This window comes from Streptomyces sp. NPDC096324 (assembly GCF_044763015.1).
GTDB lineage: Bacteria > Actinomycetota > Actinomycetes > Streptomycetales > Streptomycetaceae > Streptomyces.
On sequence record NZ_JBIWFK010000019.1, the window covers coordinates 60,011 to 77,743 of the forward strand.

Genomic DNA, 17,733 nt, shown 5'->3' on the forward strand with positions numbered 1-17,733 from the left:
CGGGCTGCCCTGCCGCACACCCGTGTTCCGGGCCCTTCGCCTGTCAGGGGGCGAAGGGCCCGGAACCGTTGCGCCCGGCCCCCGGGGCCGGCGGGTCAGGACGACGTTGCCGACGGGCTCGGCGCGGTGTCGGTGCTGTCGTGGGTCTCGTCCGGGGCGACGCCCATCGTCAGGCGGGCGTGGACGCCCTGGGCGAAGTGCCTCTTGTCGTACGCGAGGTACAGCAGCCCGCCCTCGTGCCCGTTGCCCGGGTAGATCGTGTCCTCGTCCAGCGTCGTGCGGGTGATCGTGCTCGTGGAGTACGGGGCGACCTCGGCCGAGGCCAGGACCGACTTCTCCGAGAAGAAGAGCTGGCCCGTGTGGCAGGTGTGGCCGCCCTCGTAGCCCGCGTCGGTCCAGGTGCCGTCCACATGGACCTTCACGTGGATGTGGACGCAACGGCCCTGGTACCAGCCGGGGAAGACGGTCCTGAAGGTGACATGGCCGTGCCGGTCGGTCTTCCAGGTGCCGCGCAGATACCGCTTGTCGTCGGTGGGCTCGGCGTGCCCGCCGCCGCCTCCGGGAGGAGGACCCGACGGGGGTTCGCCGGTCGGCGTACCGGTGGGCGTGCCGGTCGGCCCACCACCGCCACCACCGCCGCCACCGCCGTTGCTCATCGACTCGTATCCGGAGTACAGGCCGAGCGCCGAGCAGTGCCAGATGTCCACCGCCGCGTTCCTGACCGGCTTGCAGGTCTCGGCGTCGATCACCTTCAGCACGAGGGTCAGGGGGACGCCCTCCTGGTCCTCGGTGATGTCCTGGCGGATCTTGTCCGCGTCGATGTAGTAGGGGCCCTCGACCGACTCCGAGGTCAGCGTGTAGCAGGTCTCCGCACGGGACGCGGCCGTCGCCGTGTCCCGCGTGGCCGCGAACGCGTTCACGGCGGCCGCGCCGCCCACACCCACGGCCGCCACGGCCATTCCACCCGCGACGACGACCCTGCGCCGGGTCATGTTCCCTTCGTGCGTTGGTTCCTGGTTCTCAGTCATGCGCGGGACGGTAGGGAGCCGACCTGTCAGCAGCATGGGTGCGGGCTGTGTTTTCACCCGCCCCACGAGAATGGCCCGGAACCATCCCTGGTTCCGGGCCACTTCCGTGTGCGTCACCCTCAGGAGACGCGGAGCCTGCCTACTTCGGCTGCGGCTTGCGGACCGAGAGGTGCAGCTCGCGCAGCCGCGTCTCGTCCAGTTCCGTGGGCGCGCCCATCATCAGGTCCTGCGCGTTGCCGTTGAGCGGGAACGCGATCGTCTCGCGGATGTTCGGCTCGTCCGCGAGCAGCATGACGATGCGGTCGACACCCGGGGCGATCCCGCCGTGCGGCGGGGCGCCGAAGCGGAAGGCGCGCAGCATGCCGGCGAACTGCTCCTCGACGGTCTCCCGGTCGTAGCCCGCGATCTCGAAAGCCTTGAGCATGATCTCGGGCTCGTGGTTGCGGATCGCGCCGGAGGACAGCTCGACGCCGTTGCAGACGATGTCGTACTGCCAGCCGAGGATGTCCAGCGGGTCCTGGGTCTCCAGGGCCTGAAGACCGCCCTGCGGCATCGAGAACGGGTTGTGCGAGAAGTCGAGCTTCCCGGTGTCCTCGTCCTTCTCGTACATCGGGAAGTCGACGATCCAGCAGAAGCGGAAGACGTTCTCCTCGAAGTTGCCCGAGCGCTTCGCGGCCTCGACCCGCACCGCGCCCATGATCTTCGAGACCTCGTCGAACTCACCCGCGCCGAAGAACACCGCGTGTCCGGCGGCCAGGGAGAGGCGCTTGGTCAGCTCGGCGACGTTCTCCTCGGTGAGGAACTTGGCGATCGGGCCGGTCAGCGAGCCGTCCTCGCCCACGCGCACCCAGGCCAGACCCTTCGCGCCCTGCTCGACCGCGTAGTCGCCGAGGCCGTCGAAGAACTTCCGCGACTGGCCGGCCACGTCCGGCACCGGCAGCGCGCGCACGTGCTTGCCGGCGAAGGCCTTGAACTCGGAGCCCGCGAAGATGTCGGTGATGTCGACGAGTTCGAGCTGGGCGCGCAGGTCCGGCTTGTCGGAGCCGTACTTCAGCATCGACTCGCGGAACGGGATGCGCGGGAAGGGCGAGGTGACGTGACGGTCGCCGCCGAACTCCTCGAACAGCTCCGTCATGAGCTTCTCGATCGGCTGGAAGACGTCCTCCTGCTCGACGAAGGACATCTCGACGTCGAGCTGGTAGAACTCGCCCGGCGAACGGTCCGCGCGGGCGTCCTCGTCGCGGAAGCAGGGCGCGATCTGGAAGTAGCGGTCGAAGCCGGAGATCATCAGGAGCTGCTTGAACTGCTGCGGCGCCTGCGGAAGCGCGTAGAACTTGCCGGGGTTCAGCCGGGAGGGGACCACGAAGTCGCGCGCGCCCTCGGGAGAGGTGGCGCTGAGGATCGGGGTGGCCATCTCGTTGAAGCCCAGCGCCGTCATCTTGTGACGGATCGCGGAGATCACGGCCGTACGCAGCAGGATGTTGCGGTGCATGCGCTCGCGGCGCAGGTCGAGGAAGCGGTACTCCAGGCGGCGCTCCTCGTTCACACCGTCCTCGGCGTTGATCGTGAAGGGAAGCGGCTGGGCGGCGCCGAGCAGCTCGACCTCGCTCACCTCGACCTCGACCTCACCGGTCGGCAGCTCCGGGTTCACGTTCTCCGTGCCGCGCGAGACGACCTTGCCGTCGACACGGACGGTCGATTCCTTGGAGACCTTGTCGAGGGCCTCGTAGGCCGGGGTGCCGGGGCGGGCGACGAGCTGCGTGATGCCGTAGTGGTCGCGCAGATCGATGAAGAGGATGCCGCCCAGGTCTCGGCGATTGTGCAGCCAGCCGCTCAGCCGGACGTCGCTGCCGACGTCAGAGGCGCGGAGCTCGCCGCAGGTGTGGGACCTGTACCGATGCATCGAGGTTCATCCAGTCTTCGCGGATTGGGGGGCTGTTTCACGTGAAACACCCCCAGGGTACCGGGCAGCCCACCTCGGCTCCCCCTCATTAGGCGCTCCACGCCGCGCCGGGCATCGGTGGCAGGCACCGATCACCTGTTCCTACAGTGGGCGCATGCGCACTGGTGAGCCCCTGCCCTCGGTGGGGGACGTCCTGGCCACTCTCGCCACCGGCGTGTGGCGCTGGGACAACGCCTCGGGTCTTGTCACCTTCGACGCGGAGGCCGCACGGCTGATCGGCATGCCGGCGGAACGGACGACCCTCACCGCGGCGGGCGCGCGCTCCCACGTCCACCCCGTCGACTGGAACGAGATGGACGGGGTGGTGCAGCTCGCGGTGGCCGAGGGCACCCTCGCCGAGGCCCGGATGCGGATCATGGACGAGCACGGCCGGGAGCTCCGCACGGTCCGCAGCCGCTCCAAGCCGCTCATCGATCCCGAGACCGGGCATTTCGAGCTGATCGGCACCCTCCAGGAGGTCAGCGAGCAGCCTCCGGGCGCCGCCGCGCGCACCCCCGTCACCGGGGACTGGCGCCGCTCACGGGAGGCGTTCCTGCTGGACGCCGGACGGGCGCTGGCCGAGGCCCGGTCCACCGCGGAGGTGCTGCGGGTCGCGGCGGGGCTTTCGATGCCCGGGTTCTCACCGGACGGTCTCGCCGTCTTCGGCGCGGAGGGCGACCGGCTGACGATCATCGGCCACCACGGGCATCAGCCGGGCGACGAGGGCCCCTTCTCGCAGATGTCGCTGGCCACGGACTACCCGGCCGCCGAGGTCGTCCGCACGGGCCGCGCCGTCTACCTCTCCACCCCCGACGACTACAGGGACCGGTACCCGGCGTCCTGGCCCCTCGCCCAGCGCTTCGGACGGCAGTCGTGGGCGTTCCTGCCGCTCACGGTCGCCGGCAGCACCATGGGCGCGTGGATGGCGGCCTTCACCTACCCCGTCACCTTCACGCCCGACGAGCGCTCGGTCCTCACGACCGTCGCCCGCATGCTCGCGCAGGCCCTCTCCCGCGCCGAAGCCGCCGAGACCGCGCGGGAGCTGACCGACGGCCTCCAGCGCTCGATGATGCCGACGCTCGGCCCGCGGATGCCGGGCATGAGCGTCGCCGCACGCTATGTCCCGACCGGCGGGGGCCTCCAGGTCGGCGGCGACTGGTACGACGTGATCCCGCTGCCGGCCGGCCGCTACGCCCTGGTCATCGGCGATGTGCAGGGCCACGACGTCCGCGCGGCGGGCCTGATGGGCCAGCTCCGGATAGCCCTGCGCGCCTACGCCGCCGAGGGGCACCGCCCCGACGCGGTGCTGTCACGGGCGGCGCGTTTCCTCTACGGGGTCACCGACTCGGTGACCTACGGGTCGAGCGGCGGCGCCGACGCGGGCGAGGAACCGGCGGACCCCGCCGACGTGCGCTTCGCGACCTGTCTGTACGTCGAGGTCGACCCGGCGACCGGGACGCTGGACATCGCGCGTGCCGGGCATCCGGACCCCGCGATACGGATGGCGGACGGGACCGTGCTGATGCGGCCCACGGCGGGCGGGCTGCCGCTCGGCATCGACCCGGACGCCGACTATCCGACCACCCGGCTCCTCCTGGAGCCGGGCGAGACCATGCTGATCTGTACCGACGGGCTCATCGAGACCGGCGGCCACGACCTCGACACCGGCTGGCGCCGTATCCGCCGGACGCTCGAATCCCACGACGGCGACATGGAGACCCTCGCCGACGCGCTCGTCCAGGCCGTGCACGGGCCCTCCTCCCACCACACCACCGGTCCGCTGGCCGACCGGCGCGAGGACGACATCGCGGTGCTGCTGCTGTCCCGGCTGCCGCTCACGGGCGCGGACGACGACACGGCGCCCGTACGACCCCTGGTGCGCCGCACGATGCTGACCGTGGCGCAGGCCGAGCCCGAGCGGATCGCGGACGCCCGTCAGCAGCTCCGGGAGCTCCTGCACGACTGGTCCTCCGCCGACCAGCTCGACTCCGCGGTCCTGCTCGTCTCCGAGATGGTCACCAACGTCCTCGTGCACACCGACGCGGACGCGCTGCTCGTCGCCGAGGTGGCGGGCGAGACCGGCAAGCGGCGGATGCGGATCGAGGTCACCGACGGCAGCGACGCCCTGCCGCACCGGCGCCATCCCGGGGAGCTGGCGTCCTCCGGACGCGGACTGGTGCTCGTCGAGATGCTCGCGGACACGTGGGGGGTGGACCCGCGGGGCCAGGGCAAGAGCATCTGGTTCGAGTTCGCCGAGGAGCCGGACACGGACTCCGGCGAGGCCGGGGCCCCGGACGACTCGGCGCTGCTCGACACGTGGGACGCGTTCGCCGAGGCGACGGACGAGTCCGCCGACGGCTACGAGTCCGCGGACGGTCCCGGCACTCCGGGGAATCCGGGTGTGCCCGGTCCTTCCGAGCCCTCCGGCCCGGACGGTCCGTCCGGTTCCTGCGGCCCGTAGCGCACACGGAGTTCGTGCACGACGCCGAAGGCCGCCGCCGTCAGGGGGACGGCGAGCAGCATGCCGAGGACGCCCGCCACGGACGCGCCCGCCGTGATCGCCAGCAGCACCACCGCCGGGTGCATCTGCACCTGCCGGCTCTGGATCATCGGCTGGAGGCCGTACCCCTCCAGCATCTGGATGGCGAGCACGATCCCGAGCGTCCACAGGGCGATGACGAACCCCCGGTCGGCGAGGGCGACCAGGACGGCCACCGTGCCGGAGATGAACGCGCCGAGATACGGGATGTACGCCCCCACGAAGACCAGCGCGCCGAGCCCGACCGCGCCCGGGACGCGCAGGACCAGGAGTCCGACGGTGATGCAGAGGGCGTCGATGAGCGCGATGATCGTCGTTCCGCGCATGAAGCCCTCGACGGCCCCGTAGGCCCGCCGGGCCATGGCCTCGACGACGTCGGCGGTCCCCCGGGGCGCGAGCGACCTGAGCGATCCGGCCACCCGGTGCGAGTCACGCAGGAAGAAGAACACGAGCAGCAGGGCGAGGAAGGCCATGGCGAGCGTCTCGGCCACGACGCTGACCCCGCTGACGACGTTGGACGCGGCCGTGCCGCCGAACTTGGACAGCAGGTCCTTGGAGTTGGCGGCGATGTCGTCGAGCGAGGTGCCCGCCGCTCCGAAGTGCTCGGCGACGGACCGGGAGGCCTGCCGGAGCGAGGACACGATCTGGGCGCCGGTGTGGATGAGCGCGGCGACGACGACGTAGACGGCACCGCCGACCACGACGGCCACCGCGGCGCAGGTCAGGGCGGCGGCGAGGGAGCGGTTGAGCCGTGCCCTGACCATCCGCCGGTACAGCGGCCCGAGCAGGGCGGTGCCGAGCAGCGCGAGGAGCACCGGCACCACCGCCGTGCGGAACTCCCCGCACAGCAGGATCCCCACCCAGCCGACCCCGGCCGCCAGCAGGATCACGACACACCAGGCCGCCAACCGCCGGGCGCCCTCGGGGAGTAGCTGCACCCTGCAAGCTGACCATGCGTCAGCCGGACCGGCGTCCGGGGAAGTCCGAACGGGGGAGAAGCCCCCGCCGGACCACCCGGCCACCGGCCACCGGCCACCCGACGGTCAGCCCGCCCGGCGTCCAGCCTCCCGGCGCACGGCCTCCCGGCGTCCAGCGCACGGCACACGGCACACGGAGAAGCCCCGTCCGGTTCGGTGGACGGGGCTTCCGCGGACGCCGGCGCTCAAGGTGCGGCCACGAGGGACGCGAGCCCGCGCCCCTCGCGAAGGACCTCGGCAGAGGGCTACAGCCCGCCCTCCGACATCCCGTGCACCGCCGGGATCGTCCCCAGGCGGCCCTTCTGGAAGTCCTCGAAGGCCTGCTGGAGCTCGTCGCGGGTGTTCATCACGAACGGTCCGTAGTGGGCCATGGGCTCCCGGATCGGCCGGCCGCCGAGCAGCACGACCTCCAGGTCGGGCGTGTTGGAGTCCTGCTTCTCGTCCGCCCGGACGGTCAGCGAGGAGCCCGCGCCGAAGACGGCGGTCTGGCCGGTGTGGACCGGCCGGCGGTCGGCGCCCACGCTGCCGCGTCCGGCCAGCACGTACGCGAGGCCGTTGAACTCCTCGCGCCAGGGCAGGGTGATCTCCGCGCCCGGCCGCAGCGTGGCGTGGACCATGGTGATCGGGGTGTGCGTGATGCCCGGACCCTGGTGGCCGTCGAGCTCTCCGGCGATGACCCGCAGGAGCGCGCCGCCGTCCGGGGTGCTGAGAAGCTGCACGGTGCCGCCCCGGATGTCCTGGTACCTCGGGGCCATCATCTTGTCCTTGGCCGGCAGGTTCACCCAGAGCTGGAGCCCGTGGAAGAGCCCGCCCGACATCACGAGGTGCTCCGGCGGCGCCTCGATGTGGAGCAGGCCGGACCCCGCCGTCATCCACTGCGTGTCACCGTTGGTGATCGTGCCGCCGCCACCGTTGGAGTCCTGGTGGTCGAAGATGCCGTCGATGATGTAGGTCACGGTCTCGAAGCCGCGGTGCGGGTGCCAGGGGGTGCCCTTCGGCTCGCCCGGCGCGTACTCCACCTCACCCATCTGGTCCATCATGATGAACGGGTCCAGGTGCCGGTAATTGATCCCGGCGAACGCGCGGCGGACCGGGAAACCCTCACCCTCGAAGCCCTGGGGCGCGGTCGTCACGGTGAGCACGGGACGGTCCACCGCGTCGGTCGGCGCGGCCACACGGGGCAGGGCCAGCGGGTTCTCGACAGTCACTGCGGGCATGTCGGTACCTCCTTGTGCTTCGAGTTTAGTTGAGGATTGAACTTTCTGCTACCCGTAACGACGCGCGCCCGGAGGGCATTCCCTCCGGGCGTCACAGGTTCGAGAGGCGTCCGGCCGAGCGGACACCCGGGTGCCGGCGGCACCCGGAGGAGCCGTCAGCCGTACATACGGCGCATCGCGAAGTCCACCATCTGCTCCACGGCCTTCGCGTCGAAGACCATCCGGTGCTTGCCCTCCATGTCGATCACGAAGCCGTAGCCCGTGGGCAGCAGGTCGATCACCTCGGCACCGGTGATCACGAAGTACTTGGACTCCTTGCCCGCGTACCGGCGCAGTTCCTTGAGCGAGCTGAACATCGGGATGACGGGCTGCTGGGTGTTGTGCAGCGCGAGGAACCCGGGATTGTCACCGCGCGGGCAGTAGACCTTCGAGGTGGCGAAGACCTGCTGGAAGTCCTCGGCGGCCATGGCTCCCGTGGTGAAGGCGCGGACCGCGTCCGGCAGGGACGGCGGGGACGGCTCGGGGTACAGGGGCTGCTGCTGGCCGTACCCGCCCGCCATCTGCCCGTCCGGCATCTGGCCGGGCATCTGCTGCTGCGGCGGGACGTACCCCTGCTGGGCGCCTGCGTTCTGCTCGTAGCCGTACATGCGTCAAAGAGTAGTGGGCCACATATGGCCCACTCGGGGTTGCTTCTTATTACTGGCGGGTAGCATCATCGTAGCTACTTGCTGGTACGTGTACATAGATGCGGGGAGTCAGTGCCTCGCCGATCCCTTACGGAGCCGTCGCCATGGGGCACTACAAGTCGAATCTCCGCGACATCGAGTTCAACCTCTTCGAGGTGCTCGGGCGCGACAAGCTGTACGGCACCGGCCCGTTCGCGGAAATGGACACGGACACCGCCAAGAGCATCCTCGGGGAGCTGACCCGCCTCTCGGAGAACGAGCTGGCCGAGTCCTTCGCGGACGCCGACCGCAACCCGCCGGTCTTCGACCCGGAGACCAACACCGCGCCCGTCCCGGCGTCCTTCAAGAAGTCGTACAAGGCGTTCATGGACTCCGAGTACTGGCGTCTCGGCGTGCCCGAGGAGATCGGCGGCTCGACCGCTCCCCGCTCCCTCATCTGGGCGTACGCGGAGCTGATCCTCGGCGCGAACCCGGCCGTGTGGATGTACTCCTCGGGCCCCGCGTTCGCGGGCATCCTCTTCGAGGAGGGCAACGACGTCCAGAAGCACATCGCGACGATGGCCGTCGAGAAGCGCTGGGGCTCCACCATGGTCCTCACCGAGCCCGACGCCGGCTCCGACGTGGGCGCCGGCCGCACCAAGGCGATCCAGCAGGCGGACGGCTCCTGGCACATCGAGGGCGTGAAGCGCTTCATCACCTCCGGTGAGCACGACATGGAGGAGAACATCCTCCACTACGTCCTCGCCCGCCCCGAGGGCCACGGCCCCGGCACCAAGGGCCTGTCCCTCTTCCTCGTCCCGAAGTACGAGTTCGACTTCGAGACCGGCGAGCTGGGCGAGCGCAACGGCGTGTACGCGACGAACGTCGAGCACAAGATGGGCCTCAAGGCCTCCAACACCTGCGAGATGACCTTCGGCGACCGCCACCCCGCCAAGGGCTGGCTGATCGGCGACAAGCACGACGGCATCCGCCAGATGTTCCGCATCATCGAGTTCGCCCGCATGATGGTCGGCACGAAGGCGATCTCCACGCTGTCGACCGGCTACCTGAACGCGCTGGAGTACGCCAAGGAGCGCGTCCAGGGCACCGACCTCGCCGACTTCATGGACAAGGCCGCGCCCAAGGTCACCATCACGCACCACCCGGACGTGCGCCGCTCGCTCATGACGCAGAAGGCGTACGCCGAGGGCATGCGCGCCCTGGTCCTGCACACCGCCGCGATCCAGGACGAGATCCAGGTCCTGGAGGCCGCCGGCGAGGACACCGCCGCCGCCGAGGCCCTGAACGACCTCCTCCTGCCGATCGTGAAGGGCTACGGCTCCGAGAAGGGCTACGAGCTGCTCGCCCAGTCGCTCCAGATCTTCGGCGGCTCCGGCTTCCTGCAGGAGTACCCGATCGAGCAGTACATCCGCGACGCCAAGATCGACACGCTGTACGAGGGCACCACCGCGATCCAGGGCCAGGACTTCTTCTTCCGGAAGATCGTCCGCAACCAGGGCGCCGCGCTGAACTCCCTCGCCGAGGACATCAAGAAGTTCCTGGCCCTCGGCACGGGCGGCGAGGAGCTGTCCGCCGCCCGCGAGCAGCTCGCCAAGGCCGCCGTCGAGCTGGAGGCCATCGTCGGCCTGATGCTGACCGACCTCGCCGCCACCGAGCAGGACGTCAAGAACATCTACAAGGTGGGCCTCAACACCACCCGCCTCCTGATGGCCTCCGGTGACGTGGTCGTCGGCTACCTGCTGCTGCGCGGTGCCGCCGTCGCCGCGGAGAAGCTGGAGACGGCCTCCGCCAAGGCTGTGTCTCCCAAGGATGTGCCCTTCTACACCGGCAAGATCGCGGCCGCGAAGTTCTTCGCCGCCACCGTGCTGCCGGGCGTCACCGGTGCGCGCAAGCTCGCCGAGGGCGTCGACCTGGACCTGATGGAGCTGGACGAGGCCGCCTTCTAGGCTTCCGTCGGCCCCCGTCCGGACGGGCGGGCACCGGCCCGGCGCCTGTCCGTGCGTTCAGGTGTCCCAAGGTGTCCACCCTTCACATCCCCCTTACGAAGGCCCGTTCCCAACCCCGGGAGCGGGCCTTCGCGCGTCGTTAAGGTGAACCCATGAGTGCACCCACCCGGTTCGACCGCAGCCACACCGACGACCTCATGTCCTTCCTCGCGGCGAGCCCGACGCCGTACCACGCCGTGGCGACCGCCGCCGAGCGGCTGGAGAAGGCCGGGTTCCGTCAGGTCGCCGAGACCGACGCGTGGGAGGGAACCGCCGGCGGGAAGTACGTGCTGCGCGGAGGCGCGATCATCGCCTGGTACGTGCCGGAGGGCGCCGAGCCGCACACCCCGTTCCGGATCATCGGCGCGCACACCGACTCCCCGAACCTGCGGGTCAAGCCGCTGCCCGACACCGGGGCGCACGGCTGGCGGCAGGTCGCCGTGGAGATCTACGGCGGCCCGCTGCTGAACTCCTGGCTCGACCGCGACCTCGGCCTCGCCGGACGTCTGTCCTTGCGGGACGGCTCGACCCGCCTGGTCAACATCGACCGCCCCCTGCTGCGTGTGCCGCAGCTCGCCATCCACCTCGACCGTTCCGTCAGCAGCGAGGGGCTCAAGCTCGACAAGCAGCGCCACCTCCAGCCCGTCTGGGGACTCGGCGACGCCCGTGAGGGCGACCTGATCTCCTTCCTGGAGGAGGAGTCGGGGCTGCCCGCCGGCCAGGTCACCGGCTGGGACCTGATGACACACTCCGTCGAGCCGCCCGCCTACCTGGGCCGCGACAAGGAACTGCTCGCCGGACCGCGCATGGACAACCTGCTGTCCGTGCACGCGGCCACGGCCGCGCTGGCCGCGGTCGCGACGGCCGGCTCCACACTGCCCTACATCCCGGTCCTCGCCGCCTTCGACCACGAGGAGAACGGCTCGCAGAGCGACACCGGCGCCGACGGACCGCTGCTCGGCGGTGTGCTGGAACGTTCTGTCTTCGCGCGCGGCGGCTCCTACGAGGACCGGGCACGCGCCTTCGCGGGCACCGTCTGTCTCTCCTGCGACACCGGCCACGCCGTGCACCCCAACTACGCCGAGCGGCACGACCCGACGCACCACCCGCGTGCCGGCGGCGGCCCCATCCTCAAGGTGAACGTCAACAACCGCTACGCCACCGACGGTTCGGGCCGCTCCGTGTTCGCCGCCGCCTGCGAGAAGGCCGGCGTGCCGTTCCAGTCCTTCGTCTCCAACAACGCCATGCCGTGTGGCACCACCATCGGCCCCATCACGGCGGCACGGCACGGCATCAGCACGGTCGACATCGGCGTGGCCATCCTGTCCATGCACAGCGCCCGCGAGCTCTGCGCCGCGGACGACCCGTTCCTGCTGACGAACGCGCTGGTGGCGTTCCTGGAGGGGTAGTTCCCCGGGCGGAAGGACAACGGCACGCCGTCGCGAGCGACGGCGTGCCGTTCCCGTGAGCGATCGCCTCCGCATGCACCGCGAGGTCCCGGGTACCCGGAACGGGTCCGGAACTACTCGGAGTTGCTATTCAAGGAGACGACACCCATGGGCCTGGGCGGATGCATCATCCTGATCGCCGCGGGGGCGATCCTCACCTTCGCGACCGACTGGCACATGCAGGGGGTCAACCTTCACCTCGTCGGCGTGATCCTCATGATCGTCGGACTGATCGGCGTGACGACCTTCAGCAGCATCGCGCGGCGCAGGCGCGTCGTCGTACCGCCGACCGCGACGGTCGTGGACGACGACCGTCGCCGCCATGACGGGTACACGGACGGCTACGGCGTCTGACCCGGATCAGCCGTCCATGCCGGCGAGGACCAGGGGCAGCCGGTTCGTGCCGGTCTCCGTGAGGCGCAGCGGCACACCCCAGTCCTGCTGATGGACATGGCAGGCCGGGTACTCTCCCCCAGTCTTCGACCGGGAGGTGCCCCCGGCAGGGTCGTCGTCGCAGGACGCGGCCATCGCCGAGACGTGCAGCACGCCCTCGGGGACGGCCGGGTTCAGCTCGACGTCCCGGGAGAGATCGGTGCCGGCGCCCTCGCCCGCGAGCAGCAGCTCGGGCGGGGTGGCGGACACGAGGAGCCGGGTGGACGGTCCGATGGGGGTCCCCCCTGCTCGAACGGAGTCGAGAGCTTGGGGGAGGGTGTCCAGCTTCTGCCCGGCCGGAGCCTGGAAGATCACGTCCAGCCGGACGGTTCCCGGGGTGACGTCGGTGGCCGCGCGCTGTGTGCGGTGGGCGACCGACTCCACCCGTACCGCCTCCTCGGGCAGCCGCAGCCGGGTCAGCCGGTGCCGCGCCGACTCCACCACCACGATGTCGTCCCCCACGAGCACGGCGTCGCTCGGCTCCCGCAGGTCCGTGGCCAGGGTGGTCACCTCGCCCGTCGCGGGGTCGTACCGGCGCAGCGCGTGGTTGTACGTGTCGCTGACCGCGACCGAACCGTCGGGCAGCGCGGTGACCCCCAACGGGTGCTGGAGCAGGGCCTGTCCGGCGGCACCGTCGCGGTGCCCGAAGTCGAAGAGCCCGGTGCCGACGGCGGTGTGCACACTCCCGTCCGGGTCGACCCAGCGCAGCGCCGAGGTCTCGGAGTCGGCCAGCCAGAGCCGGTCCGCGGTGGCGGCGAGCCCCGACGGCTGCGCGAACCAGGCCTCGGACCCCGGTCCGTCGACCAGCCCCTCGTTCGTCGTGCCGGCGGTGACCTCGACGGTCCGCGTCCCCGGGTCGTACGCCCAGAGCTGGTGCACACCCGCCATGGCGATCCAGACCCTCCCGCCGAACAGGGCCACGTCCCACGGCGAGGACAGGTCGATCTCGCGTGCCGGTCCCGACGTCGGCGAGCCCCGCCACCACTGGCGCCCGGTGCCCGCGAGCGTGCTGACCGCGCCCGTCGAAAGGTCGACCCGGCGCAGCGCGTGGTTCACGGTGTCCGCGACGACGACCGCGCCCTCGTCGAGCAGGGCGAGTCCCTGCGGCTCGCTGAACCCCGCCTCCTCGGCGCCGCCGTCCACGAAGCCCCGGACACCTGATCCGATGCGCCGGACGACCGTCTCGCCGTCCTCCTCCAGCTCCACGAGCTGATGCCGGGTCGTGTCGCTGACCAGCAGATTGCCGTTCGGCAGGGCGAGCGCCTTGCCCGGGAAGCGCAGCACGGTCGGCTCGGGTTCGGGCGCCACGTACGGCCCGTCGCCCCGGCGCAGGGTCCCCTTCGCCGCGTGCTCGGTCTCCAGCTCCGCCACCAGCCGCTCGATGGCGTGGGCGTGCCCCTCACCGGCGTGCTGCGCGACGACGTACCCCTCGGGATCGATCACCACGAGCGTCGGCCAGGCCCGTACGGCGTACTGCTTCCAGGTCGCGAGCTCCGGGTCGTCGAGCACCGGGTGCTCCACCCCGTAGCGCTCCACCGCGTCGACGACCGCCTGATGCTCGGCCTCGTGCGCGAACTTCGGCGAGTGCACCCCGACGATCACCACGGTGTCCCGGTGCTTCTCCTCCAACTCCCGCAACTCGTCCAGGACGTGCAGGCAGTTGATGCAGCAGAAGGTCCAAAAGTCAACGATCAATGTCCGCCCTCGGAAGTCGGCCAACTTCAGATCCTTGCCACCTGTGTTGATCCAACCGCCTTTGCCGGTCAGCTCGGGGGCACGGACACGGACACGGCGACGTACGGGGGTGGGCCTGGAAGCTGCGTCGTTCATGGTTCAAGCCTGCCACTCGAACCTGGGCTCCGGATCACACACCCGCGTCAGGGCTTCGGAGCGGGACGCTGATCGGGTATCCGAGGGCGGACGCGGACCTTCGCCGTGCGATACCAGGACCTGTTCCTGGTCGGTCCAGGAGCTGATGGGTCTTGCCTGTCATTCCACCGCTTCGTCACCAGCCGACTTCGCCCCAGTCGCTCCTTTCGTCGCCCAGACGATCCGGCAGCGCTCGCCACCGTCGAACCTGGCGCCTACTCGTCCACGCCGAACTTCCACACGGTCGATTGCGAGGCCAAGACACTCACGCCTGCCGACCGCATCGCCGACGGCCCAGGTTTCACGCAAGAGCTCGGCGTCCAGGAGCGGGGTGATGTCGACGGAAGGAACCGGCATCCGCAGCAGATCCGCACGCAGCCCCTCGATGCGGTTACGCAGTCGTCCGGCGAGCCCGTCGTATCGGTCGACAGCATCTGCACCAGAGAACTCGCCGCGAACGTATCGAGCCTCTTCCAGGTCCGCAACACGCGTTTCCTGGTCAGCGATTTCCGCCTCGATGGCCTCCCGTTTCGCGAACGTCTCCGGGTCCTGCCTCTGCGCGCAGCGATCGGCGATCACAGCGAGCAGCGGGTCCTGCGGCTCCAGAGACGGCAAGCGGGACAGAAATACCCGGGTCACGGAGTCGTCGATGCTCACCACCCGAGCCGAGACACCGGTACATCCTCGTCCCATCCGGTGGCTGGAACACTGGTACGACGTACCCGCTTTGCTCATCCTGTCTCCGCAGAGCCCGCAGCGCGCCATGCCGGTGAGCAGCGACTTTCCTTGCCCGTGGCCGTGTCGCCTTCCGGCCAGAGGGAGGGTTCGTGATTCGAGTTGGCGAAGGATCAGCTCGCGTTCTCCGACCGAGATGATCCCGTCGCCGATACGCACGACCTCGAGCGTCTCCGGGTCTCGGTAGGGGGACACACGGTTCGAATACTTGCGTGTTCCGTCCGCCTGATCCTCGTACTCGGTCTGCGGCATGAGACCGGCAAAGGCCGGTGAGCGAAGGAGTTGCAGGACGCTGGAAGAGTTCCACATGCCTCCCCTCGCCGACTCCACCCCGTGCTCGTTCAGCAGTCGCGCGATGTGGACGAGAGCCTTCCCCGACAGTGCTTCGTCGGCGATCAGGCGGGCATATTCGGCGGTCTCGGGGTCGTGAATGAGCTTCCTCGTCTCCGGGTCCACCAGCAACCCGTACGGCGACTGCCCGCCGATCCACTGGCCCCTCTGACGCAGATATCTCTTCGCGTTGCCGACCCGCATGCCGAGATCCCGTGACTCATTGCGGGCAAGATCCGCGAGTAGCGCGATCGCGTCCCGGGCGCCAGGGTTCCTCGTGTCGAGGCTTTCCATGACAGAGACCAGCCGTCCGCCCACCCGCTCCATGTCGTCCAGCGCTTTGCCGATCTCGCTGACGCCCCTGCGGGACAAGCGGTCAAGCTTCCAAACGATCAGGACGCCCACGACGCCAGCCGTGACGGCTGTGACAGCCGCGTCGAATCCCTTTCGGCTAAGCAGCCCATACCGGTCGCTACGTGACCGCGTTCGATCAGGGCTCGCTGTCAGTCCAGGGCGTGCCCCGTCGTCGCGTCCACGTGGGCGGGGATCTCGTCGTGGCGGTCGCCGACCGTGAGGGTGCCGGTGGGTTCGAAGAGGAGGATCGACGCGCCGGCGGGGGCGTACGGCTTGTGTTCGGTGCCGCGCGGGACCGTGCACACGGAGCCCTTGGGAAGCACGACGGTCCGCTCGCCGGCCGGCTCCCTGAGCGCGATGCTCAGCTCGCCCTCCAGGACCAGGAAGAACTCGTCGGTGTGGTCGTGCACGTGCCAGACGTGTTCGCCCTCGACCTTGGCGACACGGACGTCGTAGTCGTTGACGGAGGTGACGATGCGGGGGCTCCACAGCTCGTCGAAGGAGGCGAGGGCCGCGGAGAGGGAGACGGGTTCGCCGCGTCGGGCGGGTGCGCTGGTCATGGGTTCATCGTCCACGCCCTCCGACACCCCGGCGAGTGCTAGAAATCGCTCATGCCGCAAGGATCCTCGCATCGTGCCGTCCCCCCGGAGCAGTCGGCCGGACGGGGACCGGCGTCGCGGCCGCATCGCGTCGCCGTCATCGTCGACGAGGGCACGAACCCCTTCGAAGTCGGCGTCGCGACCGAGCTGTTCGGGCTCCCCCGGCCCGAACTGGGTCGTCCCGAACCGCTCTACGAGCTGACCCTGTGCGCACCGACGCCCGGCGTCCAGATGAACCACGGGTTCTTCACGCTCGGCGGAGTGCCCGGTCTCGACGCGGCGGACGACGCCGACACCCTCGTCGTCCCCGGTCGCCCCGAGAACGTCGTACCGCGCCGGGCCTCCGTCCTGGACACCATCCGGCGCGGCCACGCACGCGGCGCCCGGGTGGTGAGCTTCTGCACCGGATCCTTCGCGCTCGCCGAGGCGGGGCTGCTCGACGGTCGCCGCGCCACCACGCACTGGCGCTGGACGGACGTCTTCCGGGAACTGCACCCGACCGTGCTGCTGGACCCGGACGTGCTGTTCGTGGACGAGGGGGACGTGCTGACGGCGGCGGGCAGCGCGGCCGCGCTCGATCTCGGGCTGCATCTCGTTCGCCGGGACCACGGCGCGGAGATCGCCAACGCGGTGTCGCGCCGGCTGGTGTTCGCCGCGCACCGCGACGGGGGCCAGCGCCAGTTCGTGCGACAGCCGCTGCCCGACGTGCCCGACGCGTCGCTGGCACCCCTGCTGGCCTGGGCGCAGGAGCGGCTCGGTGAGCCGTTGACGGTCGGTGGCCTCGCCGCGCACGCCGCGGTCAGCCCGGCGACCCTGCACCGCCGCTTCCGCGCCCAGCTCGGCACGACACCGCTGGCCTGGCTGACGGCGCAGCGCGTCGCCCTCGCCTGCCGGCTCATCGAGCGCGGCGAGGTCCGGCTCGACGTGGTGGCGGACCGCAGCGGACTCGGGACCGCCGCGAACCTGCGCGAACGGGTGCGCCGGGCGACCGGACTCAGCCCGTCGGCCTACCGGCGGCGTTTCGGAACGCCCACCGGGGAACCGGTGACGGCATGAGATACCTCGTACGCGACCGGCTGCTCGGTTTCGGTGACGACTACTGGATCGAGGACGACCACGGCAACAAGGTCTTCCTCGTCGACGGCAAGGCCATGCGGCTGCGGGACACCTTCCAGCTCAAGGACACCCGCGGACGCGTCCTGATCGACATCCACCAGAAGATGCTCGCGCTGCGCGACACCATGATCATCGAGCGGGACGGCGACCCGCTCGCGACCATCAAGCGCAAGCGGCTGTCCCTGCTCCGCAATCACTACCGCGTGTCACTGGTCGACGGCACCGAACTCGACGTCAGCGGCAAGATCCTCGACCGCGAGTTCGCCGTCGACTACGACAACGAACTCCTCGCCCAGATCTCCCGGCGCTGGCTCCACCTGCGGGACACGTACGGCGTCGACGTCGTCCGGGAGGACGCCGATCCGGCGCTGCTGATCGCGGTCGCGGTGTGCGTGATCCATCTGGCGGAGAAGGAACGGGGGGACGACTGAGGACGACTGAGAACAGGGCCGGCCGGCAGCGGCGGGGCGGGGCCG

14 protein-coding genes are annotated in these 17,733 nt (G+C 70.3%); 6 read left to right on the top strand and 8 right to left on the bottom strand.

The window, feature by feature from the left end; all coding sequences use genetic code 11:
* Positions 1-95 precede the first annotated feature (95 nt).
* Both ACIQ7M_RS36200 and aspS read right to left on the bottom strand, forming a co-directional pair.
* Positions 96-1,028: an intradiol ring-cleavage dioxygenase gene (locus ACIQ7M_RS36200; protein ID WP_403652194.1), complete on the bottom strand. Its 933-nt coding sequence runs from the start codon at positions 1,026-1,028 to the stop codon at positions 96-98.
* A 139-nt stretch (positions 1,029-1,167) separates the two neighbouring features.
* Complete coding sequence (gene aspS / locus ACIQ7M_RS36205) at positions 1,168-2,931, bottom strand: aspartate--tRNA ligase (protein WP_355765066.1); 1,764 nt, start codon at positions 2,929-2,931, stop codon at positions 1,168-1,170.
* 154 nt (positions 2,932-3,085) lie between these two features.
* Between aspS and ACIQ7M_RS36210 the strand changes: the two genes are divergently transcribed.
* Positions 3,086-5,431: a SpoIIE family protein phosphatase gene (locus ACIQ7M_RS36210; RefSeq protein WP_403652199.1), complete on the top strand. Its 2,346-nt coding sequence runs from the start codon at positions 3,086-3,088 to the stop codon at positions 5,429-5,431.
* Here the strand turns inward: ACIQ7M_RS36210 and ACIQ7M_RS36215 are convergent.
* The 3 genes from ACIQ7M_RS36215 to ACIQ7M_RS36225 all read right to left on the bottom strand — a co-directional run bounded on the left by ACIQ7M_RS36215 (position 5,329) and on the right by ACIQ7M_RS36225 (position 8,350).
* On the bottom strand, positions 5,329-6,447 hold the full coding sequence (locus ACIQ7M_RS36215) for an AI-2E family transporter (RefSeq protein ID WP_403652202.1): 1,119 nt from the start codon (positions 6,445-6,447) through the stop codon (positions 5,329-5,331). The genes ACIQ7M_RS36210 and ACIQ7M_RS36215 overlap by 103 nt on opposite strands.
* 284 nt (positions 6,448-6,731) lie before the next feature.
* A complete protein-coding gene (locus ACIQ7M_RS36220; protein ID WP_389838087.1) occupies positions 6,732-7,703 on the bottom strand; it encodes a pirin family protein in 972 nt (323 codons plus the stop codon).
* 155 nt (positions 7,704-7,858) lie between these two features.
* Complete coding sequence (locus tag ACIQ7M_RS36225; RefSeq protein ID WP_355765079.1) at positions 7,859-8,350, bottom strand: SseB family protein; 492 nt, start codon at positions 8,348-8,350, stop codon at positions 7,859-7,861.
* Between the two features lie 143 nt (positions 8,351-8,493).
* On the opposite strand from ACIQ7M_RS36225, the gene ACIQ7M_RS36230 reads away from it, so the two are divergent.
* The 3 genes from ACIQ7M_RS36230 to ACIQ7M_RS36240 all read left to right on the top strand — a co-directional run bounded on the left by ACIQ7M_RS36230 (position 8,494) and on the right by ACIQ7M_RS36240 (position 12,176).
* Positions 8,494-10,335: an acyl-CoA dehydrogenase gene (locus ACIQ7M_RS36230; protein ID WP_403652207.1), complete on the top strand. Its 1,842-nt coding sequence runs from the start codon at positions 8,494-8,496 to the stop codon at positions 10,333-10,335.
* A gap of 152 nt (positions 10,336-10,487) precedes the next feature.
* Positions 10,488-11,783 carry a M18 family aminopeptidase gene (locus ACIQ7M_RS36235; protein WP_403652210.1) on the top strand — a complete coding sequence of 432 codons (1,296 nt, stop codon included), beginning with the start codon at positions 10,488-10,490 and terminating at the stop codon, positions 11,781-11,783.
* 147 nt (positions 11,784-11,930) lie between these two features.
* Entirely contained in the window at positions 11,931-12,176 is a 246-nt protein-coding gene (locus ACIQ7M_RS36240; RefSeq protein WP_403652213.1) for a DUF6458 family protein, read from the top strand.
* A 6-nt stretch (positions 12,177-12,182) separates the two neighbouring features.
* Here ACIQ7M_RS36240 and ACIQ7M_RS36245 read toward each other — a convergent pair whose 3' ends face one another.
* From ACIQ7M_RS36245 to ACIQ7M_RS36255, 3 genes are all read right to left on the bottom strand, one after another.
* Positions 12,183-14,084, bottom strand: coding sequence for an NHL domain-containing thioredoxin family protein (locus ACIQ7M_RS36245; protein WP_403652216.1), 1,902 nt, complete (start codon positions 14,082-14,084; stop codon positions 12,183-12,185).
* A 159-nt stretch (positions 14,085-14,243) separates the two neighbouring features.
* On the bottom strand, positions 14,244-15,695 hold the full coding sequence (locus ACIQ7M_RS36250; RefSeq protein ID WP_403652347.1) for a recombinase family protein: 1,452 nt from the start codon (positions 15,693-15,695) through the stop codon (positions 14,244-14,246).
* The gene (locus ACIQ7M_RS36255; protein WP_355765095.1) at positions 15,692-16,102 is read right to left on the bottom strand and encodes a cupin domain-containing protein; all 411 of its coding nucleotides are present in this window, start codon (positions 16,100-16,102) and stop codon (positions 15,692-15,694) included. The genes ACIQ7M_RS36250 and ACIQ7M_RS36255 overlap by 4 nt, the downstream gene beginning before the upstream one ends.
* Positions 16,103-16,153: 51 nt before the next feature.
* On the opposite strand from ACIQ7M_RS36255, the gene ACIQ7M_RS36260 reads away from it, so the two are divergent.
* Both ACIQ7M_RS36260 and ACIQ7M_RS36265 read left to right on the top strand, forming a co-directional pair.
* The gene (locus ACIQ7M_RS36260) at positions 16,154-17,197 is read left to right on the top strand and encodes a helix-turn-helix domain-containing protein (RefSeq protein ID WP_403652220.1); all 1,044 of its coding nucleotides are present in this window, start codon (positions 16,154-16,156) and stop codon (positions 17,195-17,197) included.
* Complete coding sequence (locus ACIQ7M_RS36265; protein ID WP_261706493.1) at positions 17,194-17,688, top strand: LURP-one-related/scramblase family protein; 495 nt, start codon at positions 17,194-17,196, stop codon at positions 17,686-17,688. The genes ACIQ7M_RS36260 and ACIQ7M_RS36265 overlap by 4 nt, the downstream gene beginning before the upstream one ends.
* Positions 17,689-17,733 lie beyond the last annotated feature (45 nt).

What these genes read in the sequence shown, in the direction of transcription:
- ACIQ7M_RS36230 (WP_403652207.1), top strand. Translation starts at nt 8,494, where the DNA reads ATGGGGCACTACAAGTCGAATCTCCGCGACATCGAGTTCAACCTCTTC.
- ACIQ7M_RS36265 (WP_261706493.1), top strand. Translation starts at nt 17,194, where the DNA reads ATGAGATACCTCGTACGCGACCGGCTGCTCGGTTTCGGTGACGACTAC.
- ACIQ7M_RS36260 (WP_403652220.1), top strand. Translation starts at nt 16,154, where the DNA reads ATGCCGCAAGGATCCTCGCATCGTGCCGTCCCCCCGGAGCAGTCGGCC.
- ACIQ7M_RS36235 (WP_403652210.1), top strand. Translation starts at nt 10,488, where the DNA reads ATGAGTGCACCCACCCGGTTCGACCGCAGCCACACCGACGACCTCATG.
- ACIQ7M_RS36210 (WP_403652199.1), top strand. Translation starts at nt 3,086, where the DNA reads ATGCGCACTGGTGAGCCCCTGCCCTCGGTGGGGGACGTCCTGGCCACT.
- aspS (WP_355765066.1), bottom strand. Translation starts at nt 2,931, where the DNA reads ATGCATCGGTACAGGTCCCACACCTGCGGCGAGCTCCGCGCCTCTGAC.
- ACIQ7M_RS36255 (WP_355765095.1), bottom strand. Translation starts at nt 16,102, where the DNA reads ATGACCAGCGCACCCGCCCGACGCGGCGAACCCGTCTCCCTCTCCGCG.
- ACIQ7M_RS36245 (WP_403652216.1), bottom strand. Translation starts at nt 14,084, where the DNA reads ATGAACGACGCAGCTTCCAGGCCCACCCCCGTACGTCGCCGTGTCCGT.
- ACIQ7M_RS36220 (WP_389838087.1), bottom strand. Translation starts at nt 7,703, where the DNA reads ATGCCCGCAGTGACTGTCGAGAACCCGCTGGCCCTGCCCCGTGTGGCC.
- ACIQ7M_RS36240 (WP_403652213.1), top strand. Translation starts at nt 11,931, where the DNA reads ATGGGCCTGGGCGGATGCATCATCCTGATCGCCGCGGGGGCGATCCTC.
- ACIQ7M_RS36200 (WP_403652194.1), bottom strand. Translation starts at nt 1,028, where the DNA reads ATGACTGAGAACCAGGAACCAACGCACGAAGGGAACATGACCCGGCGC.
- ACIQ7M_RS36225 (WP_355765079.1), bottom strand. Translation starts at nt 8,350, where the DNA reads ATGTACGGCTACGAGCAGAACGCAGGCGCCCAGCAGGGGTACGTCCCG.